We start from the raw sequence: 12,079 nt of genomic DNA on the forward strand, positions 1-12,079 counted from the left end.
GGGCACCGGGGCGCCACCGACGAGGAGAGAACGGCGCTATGCCGAAGAACAAGTCGCACAGCGGTGCCAGCAAGCGCTTCAAGATCACCGGCTCCGGCAAGGTGCTCCGTGAGCGTGCCGGCAAGCGCCACCTGCTCGAGCACAAGTCGTCCCGTCTGACGCGTCGCCTCACCGGCAACGCCGAGATGGCCCCGGCCGACGCCAAGAAGATCAAGAAGCTTCTCGGCAAGTGACGTGACGGCGCCTGATCGTCCGATCTGAGCGCGCCGTACGTCAGGACCGGGACCCAATCGAACCCGGGCCGCGTGAGTACCACCGCGGCCCCGCTACAAGGAGTCAAACAAGTGGCACGCGTCAAGCGGGCAGTCAACGCCCACAAGAAGCGCCGGGCGATCCTCGAGCAGGCCTCCGGCTACCGCGGTCAGCGTTCGCGCCTGTACCGCAAGGCCAAGGAGCAGGTCACCCACTCGCTGGTCTACAACTACAACGACCGCAAGAAGCGCAAGGGCGACTTCCGTCAGCTGTGGATCCAGCGCATCAACGCCGCTGCCCGCGCCAACGGCATCACGTACAACCGCTTCATCCAGGGTCTGAAGGCCGCCAACGTCGAGGTCGACCGCAAGATCCTCGCCGAGCTGGCCGTCAACGACGCCCGCGCGTTCGCCGCGCTCGTCGAGGTCGCCCAGAAGGCGCTGCCGGCGGACGTGAACGCGCCCAAGGCGGCGTAAGCACACGACGGCGCCACGTCGGCCGGGCCGACGTGATCGTACGGACCCGCAGGCTACGCAGCCTGCGGGTCCGACTGCGTTCCGCGACGCAGGCAGCCGCTCCGGCCTCCCCTCACCGCCTGCACGGTACGAGGCACCGGACCCGCCGCCCCCGGCGGCGCTCGCGTCGCGGCGGACAACAGACCCTGACCCATCGAAGGTGGACCGCATGCCCCCGGCCCTCGAGCTGATCTCCCCCCGCTCTCCCCGCGTCACCGCCGCCCGGCGGCTCGGCAGGCGGAGCTTCCGGGGCAAGGAGCAGTTGTTCCTCGCGGAGGGACCGCAGGCCGTGCGGGAGGCCGCCGGGCACCGGGCCGACGGCAGGTCCACCCTCGTCGAGCTCTTCGCCACACCCGAGGCCGCGGAGCGGTATCCCGACATCGTCGGGGCGGCCCGCGACGCCGGAGCCCGGGTGCACCTGGCGGCCGAAGAGGTCATCGCCGACGTGTCCACCACGGTCACGCCCCAGGGCCTCGTGGGGGTCTGCCGGTTCCTCGACACCGACTTCGACGCGGTCCTGAGCGCGCGCCCGCGGCTCGTCGCCGTGCTCGCCCATGTGCGGGACCCCGGCAACGCCGGGACCGTCCTGCGCTGCGCCGACGCCGCAGGGGCCGACGCCGTCGTCCTCACCGACGCCTCGGTCGACCTCTACAACCCGAAGGCCGTCCGGGCCTCCGTGGGCTCCCTGTTCCATCTGCCCGTGGCCGTCGGCGTCCCCGTAGAGCACGCCGTGTCCGGGCTGAAGAAGGCCGGCGTGCGGATCCTGGCCGCCGACGGGGCGGGGGACCGCGACCTCGACGACGAGTTGGACGAGGGCACCATGGGCGGGCCCACCGCCTGGGTGTTCGGCAACGAGGCCTGGGGGCTTCCGGAGGAGACCCGGGCGCTGGCCGATGCCGTCGTGCGCGTGCCGATCCACGGAAAGGCCGAAAGTCTGAACCTCGCGACCGCCGCCGCCGTATGTCTCTACGCATCCGCCCGTGCACAGCGCGCCGCCGGAGGGTGCCGTTCCGTCACCCCCGGCTAGTAGGGTGGCGGGCTCGGGGGCCCCTCCCCCAGCTCTCGGCTTGCCTCGAGCAGGGAGGAACCCCCCACACCGGATGAGAGGTGGGGTACGGGGATGATCGGCACGAGCAGGGCACCGGGAGCACGTGACGCGGACCGTGCGCCCGCGTCCCGGCGCGGTGATCTCGCCGAGCTCGGCATCGACCCGGACGACCTCCCCGACGGCCTCGTGATCGCCGACGAGAACGGCCGGGTGATCTGCTTCAACGCCGCCGCCGCCCGGATCACCGCCACGCCCGCCGCCGAGGCGCTCGGCGGCCGCCTGGACCGGGCCCTGCCCCTGGAAGACCTGGAGGGGCGGCGCTGGTGGCAGCTGACCGATCCCTACGGAGGTCTCGCCATCCGGGTACGGCAGCCCGAGCGGAATCTGCTGCTGCCGGGAGGGCGGGAGGTGCTCGTCTCCGCGCGCTATGTACGGGACCGTCCCACCGGTCCCGTACGCCACGTCGTGGTCTGTCTGCGCGACACCGAGGCCCGGCGCCGTACCGAGCGCAGCCATGCCGAACTGATCGCCACGGTGGCCCACGAGCTTCGCTCGCCCCTCACGTCCGTCAAAGGGTTCACGGCCACCCTGCTCGCCAAGTGGGAACGCTTCACCGACGACCAGAAGCGGCTGATGCTGGAGACCGTCGACGCCGACGCGAACCGGGTGACGCGGCTGATCGCCGAGCTGCTGGACATCTCACGCATCGACTCCGGGCGGCTGGAGGTGCGGCGCCAGCCCGTCGACATAGGGGCGGCGGTGGGCCGGCACATCCAGGCCTATGTCGCCGCGGGCCAGCCCGCCGACCGCTTCCTGCTGCGCCTGGAGCATCCGCTGCCCGCCCTGTGGGCCGACCCCGACAAGATCGACCAGGTGCTGAGCAACCTCCTGGAAAATGCCGTGCGCCACGGCGAGGGAACCGTCACCATCGAGATCACGCCCTCGGCGTCCCCGCGCGAAGGGGAGGACGCCGACACGTCGGTCACGGTGGGCGACGAGGGGCCCGGCATCCCGGAGGAGTCCATGAACCGCGTCTTCACCCGCTTCTGGCGGGGCAGCAAGCGTGGCGGCACGGGCCTCGGGCTGTACATCGTCAAGGGCATCGTCGAGGCCCACGGCGGCACCATCACGGTCGGCCGCGCCCGCGGCGGCGGCGCGGAGTTCCGATTTACGTTGCCCGTGGGCACACCGGCGTATCTCCTGTAGAAGCGCCGGGTCCCACGGGCTCCTCCGCATTCCCCGGGAGCCCCGGATCCCGCTGTCGTACTCGCGCACCGGCGCCGCTCCGGCCCACCCCTCGGGTGGACGGTGCGCGGACGACGACGGGCCCCGGGCCGGGCCGCCTCATGGACGTGCGGTCCGGTAGCCGCTCCCACCCCGTTAGACTCGGCCTTTGGCACCTTTGTGTCCCGAAGTCGGCGACGATGCGTCATCGGACCAGTGCCAGGACCAGTGACGGGGACCTTCAGCCAGCCAATCGGAAGCACGGGAAGAGATGTCGGCACCCAATAAGTCGTACGACCCTGTCGAGGTCGAGGCCTTGAAACCGGAAGAGATCGAGCGCATGCGGGACGAGGCGCTCGCCGCCTTCGCCGCCGCGGACTCCCTCGACGCCCTCCACGAGGCCAAGGTCGCCCACACCGGCCCCGCCTCGCCGCTGGCCCTCGCCAACCGCGAGATCGGCGCCCTGCCCCCGCACGCCAAGGCCGACGCCGGAAAGCGGGTCGGCATGGCCCGCGGCGCGGTGAACAAGGCCCTCGCCGCGCGCCAGCGCGAGCTGGAGGCCGAGCGGGACACCCGTGTGCTGGTCGAGGAGGCGGTGGACGTCACGCTGCCCCACGACCGCGTGCCCGCCGGAGCCCGCCACCCGCTGACCACGTTCATGGAGCGGGTCGCGGACGTCTTCGTGTCCATGGGATACGAGATCGCCGAGGGCCCCGAGGTCGAGGCGGAGTGGTTCAACTTCGACGCCTTGAACTTCACGCCCGACCACCCGGCGCGGCAGATGCAGGACACCTTCTTCGTCGAGGGTCCCGAGGGCGACCGTGGCGAGTCGGGTGTCGTGCTGCGCACGCACACCTCCCCCGTACAGGCCCGCTCGCTGCTCGACCGCGAGCCGCCCGTCTACATCGTGTGCCCCGGCCGGGTGTACCGCACGGACGAACTGGACGCCACGCACACCCCGGTCTTCCACCAGATCGAGCTGCTGGCCGTCGACGAGGGCCTGACCATGGCCGACCTCAAGGGCACGATGGACCACATGGTCCAGTCGCTCTTCGGCGCGGACATGAAGACCCGGCTGCGCCCGAACTACTTCCCCTTCACCGAGCCGTCCGCCGAGATGGACATGCTCTGCTACGTCTGCAAGGGCGAGTCCGTCGGCAACCCGGACCGGCCCTGCCGCACCTGCTCCAGCGAGGGCTGGATCGAGCTCGGCGGCTGCGGCATGGTCAACCCGAGGGTGCTGGTCGCCTGCGGCGTGGACCCCGAGAAGTACAGCGGATTCGCCTTCGGGTTCGGCATCGAGCGGATGCTGATGTTCCGCCACAACGTCGAAGACATGCGAGACATGGTCGAGGGTGACGTCCGGTTCACCCGGCCGTTCGGGATGGAGATCTGATGCGGGTCCCGCTTTCTTGGCTGCGGGAGTACGTCGACCTGCCGGCGACTCAGACCGGGCGCGACGTCCAGGCCAAGCTCATCTCGGTCGGTCTCGAGGTCGAGACCGTCGAGCAGCTCGGCGCCGACCTCAAGGGACCTCTGGTGGTCGGCCAGGTGCTGTCCATCGAGGAGCTGGAGGGCTTCAAGAAGCCCATCCGGTTCTGCACGGTCGACGTCGGCCAGGCCAACGGCACGGGTGAGCCGCAGGAGATCGTCTGCGGTGCCCGCAACTTCTCCGTCGGCGACAAGGTCGTCGTGGTCCTGCCGGGCGCCGTGCTGCCCGGCGGTTTCTCGATCGCCGCGCGCAAGACGTACGGCAGGGTCTCGCACGGCATGATCTGCTCCGGCGACGAGCTGGGCATGGGCGATGACGGCAGCAAGGGCATCATCGTCCTGCCGCAGGAGACCGAGGTCGGCATCGACGCCGTCGAGCTGCTCGAGCTCGTCGACGAGGTGCTCGACATCGCGGTCACCCCCGACCGCGGCTATGCCCTCTCCCTGCGCGGCATCGCCCGCGAGGCCGCCGTCGCATACGGTCTGCCGCTGCGCGACCCGGCGCTGATCGACGTCCCGGCACCGAACGCGTTCGGCCACCCGGTGAAGATCTCCGAGCCGATGGGCTGCGACCGGTTCACCGCCCGCACGGTGACCGGCATCGAGCCCGAGGCGCGGTCCCCGATCTGGCTGCAGCGCAGGCTGCAGAAGGCGGGCATGCGCCCCGTCTCGCTGGCCGTGGACATCACCAACTACGTGATGCTGGAGCTGGGCCAGCCCCTGCACGCCTACGACCGCTCGCTGATCCAGGGCGCGATCGGTGTGCGCCGGGCCGAGGCGGGCGAGAAGCTGACCACCCTCGACGGTGTGACGCGCACGCTGGACGCCGAGGACCTGGTGATCACTGACGACCGCGGCCCGATCGGCCTCGCCGGCGTCATGGGCGGTGCCAACACGGAGATCGCCGACCACGCCCACGAGAACGGCGGCACCACCGATGTGGTGATCGAGGCGGCCCACTTCGACGCGATCTCGATCGCGCGTACGGCCCGCCGCCACAAGCTGGCATCCGAGGCGTCCCGCCGCTTCGAACGGGGCGTCGACCCGCTGGCCGCGTCCGCCGCAGCACAGCGCACGGTGGACCTGCTGGTCCTGCTCGGGGGCGGCACCGCGGACGCCGGTGTCACCGAGGTCATCGCGCCCTCGGCGCCGCACACCATCACCATCCCGGCGAACCACCCGGACAAGGTGGCGGGTGTCGAGTACGGCCGTGAGACCGTGGTGCGCCGCCTCCAGCAGGTCGGCTGCGACGTCTACGGGCAGGACGAGCTGATCGTCACCGTCCCGTCCTGGCGGCCCGACCTCACGGACCCGAACGACCTCGCCGAGGAGGTCATCCGGCTCGAGGGCTACGAGAACCTGCCCTCCACGCTGCCCAAGCCCCCGGCGGGCCGCGGTCTGACCGACCGGCAGCGGCTGCACCGCCGGATCGGGCGCGCACTGGCCGGCGCCGGATTCGTCGAGGCGCCGAACTACCCGTTCATCGGCGAGCAGATCTTCGACCAGTTCGGCCTGGCCGCCGACGACTCGAACCGCCGGGTCGTCAAGCTGGTCAACCCGCTCTCCGACGAGGAGCCCGCCCTCCGTACGACGCTGCTGCCGGGCCTGCTGGCCGCGCTGCGCCGCAACGACGGCCGGGGCTCCCACGACCTGGCGCTCTTCGAGACCGGTCTGGTCTTCCACCCGCGCGAGGAGCAGCGCATCGCCACGCGTCTGACCGTCGACCGCCGGCCCTCCGACGAGGAGATCGCGTCGCTCACGGCGGCGCTGCCCGAGCAGCCCCGGCATGCCGCGGTGGTCCTCGCGGGCGCCCGCGAGCAGGTCGGCTGGTGGGGCAAGGGCCGCCCGGCCGACTGGGCCGACGCCATCGAGGCGGCACGCACCATCGCCCGGGAGGCGGGTGCGGACCTCGTCGTCCGCAAGGGCCAGTACGGCCCGTGGCACCCCGGCCGCTGTGCCGAACTGGCCGTGGTGGTGGACGGGAACGAGCAGGTCATCGGCTACGCAGGCGAGTTGCACCCCGGTGTCCTGAAGACCCTGGGGCTGCCCGGGCGCACATGCGCGATGGAGCTCGACCTGGACGTGCTGGAGCGGGCGGGCACCGGGCCCGTGAAGGGTCCCCGGATCTCGAGCTTCCCGGTCGCCACCCAGGACGTCGCGCTGGTCGTGGACTCGGCCGTCCCGCACGCGGAGGTCGAGGCCGCGTTGCGCGAGGGGGCCGGTCAACTGCTCGAGTCCATCCGGCTGTTCGACGTCTACGAGAGCGAGCAGCTCGGCGAGGGCAAGAAGTCGCTCGCGTACGCGCTGCGCTTCCGGGCGCCCGACCGCACCCTGACCGTCGACGAGGCCTCCGCGGCCCGCGACACGGCGGTCGCGCTCGCCGCCGAACGCACGGGAGCCACGCTGCGGAGCTAGTCGCCCGCGCCGGCGGAGCGGGGAACAGCGGGTCGTCGACCGGCCACGGTCATCCGTGGCCGGTCGCGCGGTTCTCTTCCTCGCTCCGTCGTGGGGCGCGAGCCTCCGTACCGCTGTCGATCACCTCACTCGTTCGGGTGGCTGATCCGCGGGATCCGGACTGTTCCGGGTGGGCTGCCGACAGAATCGGACCGGCTCGGGGGGTGCGAGGACGGACCCTGCGGGCCGCTTCCGTGCACCCAGGACTCTTGGGGGGCCGGCATGACCCGTATCAAGGCCCGGCCCGTTCGTGGGTCATGGCTCAGCGTTGCCGCGCGCATCCACCGGCCGTCGGCATCGTCGCTCGCCCGGCAGGGCGGTGGCCGCGCACGGACCGCGGGCGGCGCGATGGCCGTCGTCATGAGTACCGGACTGCTTCTTTACGTCAGACGCGCCCTTCTCCGGGAGCTACGGCAGGCCCGCAAGGTCGCGGGGGCCGCCCAGAGCGTGGTGCTGCGGCCGCTCCCGCCGCGCGTCGCCGGGCTGGAGGTCGCCGCCGCCCGGCTCTCCGCAGAGTGCGGGGCCACCGTCGGGGGTGACCTGTACGAGGTGATCGCCACCGAGCACGGCGTCCGGATCGTGATGGGCGACGTGCGCGGCCACGGTCTCACCGCCCTCGCCACCGTCGCGGCCGTCCTCGGCAGCTTCCGGGAGGCCGTGCACGACGAGCCCGAACTGGCGGGCGTGCTGCGCCGGTTGGACCGGTCGCTCGCCCGCCATCTGCGCGAGCGGGCGCGGGCCGAACACCCCTCGGTCGGCTCCGTACCCGACACCCCGGTGGCCGAGGAGTTCGTGACCCTGCTGCTCCTGGAGATCGGCCACGACGGCGAGGTGCGCGGGCTGAACTGCGGGCATCCCTGGCCGTATCTGCTCGAGCCCGGGAGGCTCGCGGCTCTGTCCGGCGACGATCCGCTGCCTCCGCTCGGACCGTTCCCCCTTCCCGCGGACCTGCCTCCGACCGACTGCGGCCGCCTGGCGCCGGGACAGGCGCTGTTCCTGTACACCGACGGCGCGGAAGACGCCCGGGACGGCCGTGGCCGATTCTTTCCCCTGCCCACTCTGCTCGGCGAGGCCGTCCGCGCCCGGCCTCCGCACCCCCAGGCGCTGCTGCGGAACGTCTTCACCGGTCTGCTCCGCCACACCGGCGGCCGGCTCCGGGACGACGTCGCCCTGCTGGTGGTGCGCAACGACCGTCTGTCCCGGGCCGCCGCCGCGGAGCCGCCGGACCGTGACGCGTGCGGGTCCACCGCATGGGCGCGTCCTCTGCCGACGAACCCGCGTCCGACCCAGCGCTCCTGACTCCCGGCGCCGCTCCGGCTGTCCCCGCCTTTCCGCCGGAGCGTGTCCACACGGCCGCGCCGTCCGCCCCGCTACGGAGTGTCGGGCAGGCAGCCGGGCGGACGGCGCGGATTCGGACCGCCGCACTGTACGAGGGGGAGCCGGCGGCCCGGCCGGCCTCTTACGAGGGTTTTCAGTCAAGCGGGCGGAAACTCTCCGCAACAGCGCGCGCACAGCCCGGATTCGCGCACTCTGTTCACACCCCGTGTGAAGGCGAACGCACTACGCTGTCGAGACCGAGTCACCGGGGGGCACGGATGCAGCCCAACACTCTGCTCGACGCGATCCTCGACGAGGCAGGGATATCCCACGCGGGACTCGCCGCGCACGTCAACCAGGCGGGCCGGGCGCGCGGTCTCTCGCTCAGATACGAACACACCGCCGTGGCACGGTGGTTGAAGGGGCAACGTCCCCGTGGTCAGGTGCCCGACCTGATCTGCGAGGTGCTCGCCGCCCGCCTGCACCGTCCGGTGACCCTGGACGACATCGGTCTCGGGGTGCCCGGCGAACCGGCCGCCGCGCACGGTTCCGGCCTGTCCGGCTTTGTGGAACGGGCCACGGCGCTGTGGCGGTCAGACGAGCAGCAGCGGCCGCACATCCTGGGCGCCGCCGCCGTCACGGGCACCCCTGCGGTGATGCCCGTGTGGGAGTGGGAGAACCCGCCGGAGGACGTGGACGTCTCGCGCGGCGGCAGGCACCGGGTCACCCCGGCGGACGTCGACATGCTGCGCGCCGCCCGTGCCCACTACGAGCAGATGTACCGCAAGGCCGGGGGAGTGGCGACCCGCAGTCGTATCGTCGGCTTCCTCAACGCCGAGACCGCGCCGCTGCTCCGCGGCAGCTACACCGACGCCATGGGCCGCCAACTGCACCGCGCCACCGGCGGCCTTGTGGCCGTCGCGGGCATCTGCGCCTACGACTCGGACGCACACGGGCTCGCCCAGCGCTACTTCCACCAGGCCTTGCGTCTGGCGAAGGCGAGCGGGGACCGTGGGCTCGGCGCGTACGTGATAGCGCTGCTGGTCAACCAGTCGCTGTTCATGAAGGAGTACCGCCAGGCCGTCGCGTTCGCCGAAGCCGCGCTGCGTGCCGCCGGCAGGCAGATCACCCCGGCGCTCGCCTCCGATCTGTACGCGATGCAGGCCAAGGCGTACGCGCACCTCGGCGACGCCACGAGCGCGCTGTCCTGCATCCGGCGGGCCGAGTCGGCGGCCGAGCGCATCCGGCGCGGTCACGAGCCGGACGAGACCGGTTACGTCCAGCCCGGTCTTGTCAACGTCCAGGTCGCGGAGGCGCTGCTCAGCCTCGGGGACCTCGTGGCCGCGGGGGAGCACGCCGCCGCCGCCGTCGACACACCGGCGCACGACCGGGGCAGGGTGCACCGGCTCGCGATGCTCAGCCAGATCGAACTGCGCCAGGGCAACGCCGACAAGGCGGTGGCCACGGCGGTCGAGATGGCCGAGCAGGCCCGGGGGATGGAGTCCATGCGCCTGCGCGACAGACTCCGGGCGGTGCGCGAACACCTCGTACGCAGCGGCTGTGCCGGGACGGCCGAGGCGGCCGAACTGATCGACGGGGCCCTGCGCGTACCGCTGTAGACATCGCCGCGCGCACTGCCGGGGAGTCCGGCTCTCCCGCCGGTGCGGCCGACTGCGCCCGCCGCTGCGCCGGGTGTGCGTCACTGTGAGCCTGCTGAGTTGACGCTCCTGCTGCGATATTGCCACTTACTCGACGGAAGGTGGCAGAACCGTGCAGTGGACGAAGCGGAACGAACAAACTGTGTATGAAAACCGCTGGTTCAGCGTCAATCTCGCTGATGTCGAGCTGCCGGACGGCAGGCATCTCGACCACTTCCTGATACGGCTGCGGCCTGTCGCCGTGGCCACGATCGTCAACGAGGCCAACGAGGTGCTGCTGCTGTGGCGGCACCGCTTCATCACCGACAGCTGGGGGTGGGAGCTCGCGGCCGGCGTCGTCGAGGACGGCGAGGACATCGCCGACGCGGCGGCCCGCGAGCTCGAGGAGGAGACCGGCTGGCGGCCGGGACCCCTGCACCATCTCATGAGCGTGGAGCCCTCCAACGGCCTCACCGACGCCCGGCACCACATCTACTGGGCCGACGAGGGCGAGTACGTCGGGCACCCCGTGGACGACTTCGAGTCGGACCGTCGGGAATGGGTTCCCCTCAAGCTCGTCCCCGACATGGTCGCCCGCGGAGAGGTCCCGGCCGCGAACATGGCGGCCGCGCTCCTCCTCCTGCACCACCTCAGGCTCGGCCAGGACGTATGGCCCTCACCGTCCCGCGGCCCGGCGGGCTAGGGTCTGTCGTCCGGACATGGTCGGCTGGGAGAGACCGTGCCGTTCGATCGACGCCGACACGGTCCGGACGACGGGCCCTAGTGGGCCCACGCCTGCCAGATCGTCACGAGGAGGGCGCCCACGGCCGTCAGTGCGGCCACTGCGGGCAGGGGCCAGCGCGTGTGCTCCAGCGCGACGACCCTCGTGCTCAGGTCGTCCAGGTCCTTCGCGGTCTCCTCGGCGCGATGACTGAGCAGGGCCAGCCCTCCCTCGACCCGGGCGTGTGCCACATCGAGGCGGCGGCGTAACTCTGCGACTTCTCCTTGGACCACGGGATGCTCGGGGTCGGCGGTCACGTGTCCGCTCCTTTCCGTAGTCGTCACATCCCTTGCATGTGCATGGAGAGTCAACTCGCCTGGTGGGCGCGGCGGGAGAGTGTGCGCGCGGCATATGCGGGTCCGGTGCGCACACGGTGTGTGAATGACACGGGCCCGGCACCGCGAACGGTGCCGGGCCCGCACGGGACCGTGTGCGACGGTCCGTGACCGAGGGGCCGCGACCGTCGGGAACGGATCAGGAGTAGGAGTAGAAGCCGGAGCCGCTCTTGCGCCCCAGCCGGCCCGCCTCCACCATGCGCTGCAGCAGCGGGGGTGCGGCGTACAGCGGCTCCTTGTACTCCTCGTACATCGAGTTGGCGATCGAGACGATGGTGTCCAGGCCGATCAGATCGGAGAGCTTCAGCGGGCCCATCGGGTGGGCGCAGCCCATCTCCATGCCGTTGTCGATGTCCTCGCGGCCCGCGATGCCGGACTCGAACATGCGGATGGCGGACAGCAGATAGGGCACGAGCAGCGCGTTGACCACGAATCCGGAGCGGTCCTGGGCGCGGATCGCGTGCTTGCCGAGGAGCTTCTCGGCGAACAACTGGGCCCGGCCGATGGTGCCTTCGGACGTGGTGAGCGCCGGGATCAGCTCGACGAGCTTCTGCACCGGCGCCGGGTTGAAGAAGTGGATGCCGATCACATGGTCGGGACGCGAGGTGGCGACCGCGAGCTTCACCAGCGGGATCGAGGACGTGTTGGAGGCGAGGATGGCGTCCGGGCGGGTCACCACCTGGTCGAGCACCTGGAAGATCTCCGTCTTCACCTGCTCGTTCTCGACGACCGCCTCGATCACCAGGTCACGGTCCGCGAACTCGCCGAGGTCGGTGGTGAAGGTCAGGCGCGCCTGTGTCGCGTCCCGCTCCTCCTCGGAGATCTTGCCGCGCTCGGCCGCCTTGGTCAGGGAAGTGAACAGACGGGTCCGGCCGAACTCCAGGGCTTCGCCGGTGGTCTCGGCGACCTTTACGTCCAGTCCCGAGCGGGCGCAGACCTCGGCGATCCCCGCTCCCATCTGGCCGCAGCCCACCACTCCGACGCGTTCGATGTCGGTCACATCGTCCCTTTCGCTGATCTACGGC

The 12,079-nt window shown here is 71.5% G+C and carries 11 protein-coding genes; 9 read left to right on the top strand and 2 right to left on the bottom strand.

Annotated features, from left to right (window positions below):
- Nucleotides 1-38 precede the first annotated feature (38 nt).
- The 9 genes from rpmI (at nucleotide 39) to RCR19_RS30005 (ending at nucleotide 10,641) form a co-directional block, all read left to right on the top strand.
- Nucleotides 39-233, top strand: a complete 195-nt coding sequence (gene rpmI, locus RCR19_RS29965) for a 50S ribosomal protein L35 (protein WP_059125647.1) — start codon at nucleotides 39-41, stop codon at nucleotides 231-233.
- Between the two features lie 111 nt (nucleotides 234-344).
- Nucleotides 345-728, top strand: a complete 384-nt coding sequence (rplT, locus tag RCR19_RS29970; protein WP_059125646.1) for a 50S ribosomal protein L20 — start codon at nucleotides 345-347, stop codon at nucleotides 726-728.
- Between the two features lie 208 nt (nucleotides 729-936).
- Nucleotides 937-1,794, top strand: coding sequence for an RNA methyltransferase (locus RCR19_RS29975; protein WP_331267962.1), 858 nt, complete (start codon nucleotides 937-939; stop codon nucleotides 1,792-1,794).
- Nucleotides 1,795-1,887: 93 nt separating this feature from the next.
- Nucleotides 1,888-3,021, top strand: coding sequence for an ATP-binding protein (locus RCR19_RS29980; protein ID WP_331267963.1), 1,134 nt, complete (start codon nucleotides 1,888-1,890; stop codon nucleotides 3,019-3,021).
- 289 nt (nucleotides 3,022-3,310) lie between these two features.
- Nucleotides 3,311-4,435: a phenylalanine--tRNA ligase subunit alpha gene (gene pheS, locus RCR19_RS29985; protein WP_331267964.1), complete on the top strand. Its 1,125-nt coding sequence runs from the start codon at nucleotides 3,311-3,313 to the stop codon at nucleotides 4,433-4,435.
- Nucleotides 4,435-6,945 carry a phenylalanine--tRNA ligase subunit beta gene (gene pheT / locus RCR19_RS29990; RefSeq protein ID WP_331267965.1) on the top strand — a complete coding sequence of 837 codons (2,511 nt, stop codon included), beginning with the start codon at nucleotides 4,435-4,437 and terminating at the stop codon, nucleotides 6,943-6,945. Before pheS ends, pheT begins: the two co-directional genes overlap by 1 nt.
- 387 nt (nucleotides 6,946-7,332) lie before the next feature.
- On the top strand, nucleotides 7,333-8,283 hold the full coding sequence (locus RCR19_RS29995) for a PP2C family protein-serine/threonine phosphatase (RefSeq protein WP_331269591.1): 951 nt from the start codon (nucleotides 7,333-7,335) through the stop codon (nucleotides 8,281-8,283).
- A gap of 296 nt (nucleotides 8,284-8,579) precedes the next feature.
- Nucleotides 8,580-9,920, top strand: coding sequence for a transcriptional regulator (locus RCR19_RS30000; protein ID WP_331267966.1), 1,341 nt, complete (start codon nucleotides 8,580-8,582; stop codon nucleotides 9,918-9,920).
- Between the two features lie 151 nt (nucleotides 9,921-10,071).
- Complete coding sequence (locus tag RCR19_RS30005) at nucleotides 10,072-10,641, top strand: NUDIX hydrolase (protein WP_331267967.1); 570 nt, start codon at nucleotides 10,072-10,074, stop codon at nucleotides 10,639-10,641.
- A gap of 77 nt (nucleotides 10,642-10,718) precedes the next feature.
- Here the strand turns inward: RCR19_RS30005 and RCR19_RS30010 are convergent, their stop codons facing one another.
- Together RCR19_RS30010 and RCR19_RS30015 are read right to left on the bottom strand one after the other, a co-directional pair.
- On the bottom strand, nucleotides 10,719-10,976 hold the full coding sequence (locus RCR19_RS30010; RefSeq protein WP_331267968.1) for a hypothetical protein: 258 nt from the start codon (nucleotides 10,974-10,976) through the stop codon (nucleotides 10,719-10,721).
- Nucleotides 10,977-11,193: 217 nt separating this feature from the next.
- Complete coding sequence (locus tag RCR19_RS30015) at nucleotides 11,194-12,054, bottom strand: 3-hydroxybutyryl-CoA dehydrogenase (RefSeq protein WP_331267969.1); 861 nt, start codon at nucleotides 12,052-12,054, stop codon at nucleotides 11,194-11,196.
- Nucleotides 12,055-12,079 lie beyond the last annotated feature (25 nt).

This window comes from Streptomyces sp. WAC07094 (assembly GCF_036320405.1).
Taxonomy (GTDB): domain Bacteria; phylum Actinomycetota; class Actinomycetes; order Streptomycetales; family Streptomycetaceae; genus Streptomyces; species Streptomyces lannensis.

What these genes read in the sequence shown, in the direction of transcription:
- rpmI (WP_059125647.1), top strand. Translation starts at nt 39, where the DNA reads ATGCCGAAGAACAAGTCGCACAGCGGTGCCAGCAAGCGCTTCAAGATC.
- RCR19_RS29975 (WP_331267962.1), top strand. Translation starts at nt 937, where the DNA reads ATGCCCCCGGCCCTCGAGCTGATCTCCCCCCGCTCTCCCCGCGTCACC.
- RCR19_RS29980 (WP_331267963.1), top strand. Translation starts at nt 1,888, where the DNA reads ATGATCGGCACGAGCAGGGCACCGGGAGCACGTGACGCGGACCGTGCG.
- pheS (WP_331267964.1), top strand. Translation starts at nt 3,311, where the DNA reads ATGTCGGCACCCAATAAGTCGTACGACCCTGTCGAGGTCGAGGCCTTG.
- pheT (WP_331267965.1), top strand. Translation starts at nt 4,435, where the DNA reads ATGCGGGTCCCGCTTTCTTGGCTGCGGGAGTACGTCGACCTGCCGGCG.
- RCR19_RS29995 (WP_331269591.1), top strand. Translation starts at nt 7,333, where the DNA reads ATGGCCGTCGTCATGAGTACCGGACTGCTTCTTTACGTCAGACGCGCC.
- RCR19_RS30000 (WP_331267966.1), top strand. Translation starts at nt 8,580, where the DNA reads ATGCAGCCCAACACTCTGCTCGACGCGATCCTCGACGAGGCAGGGATA.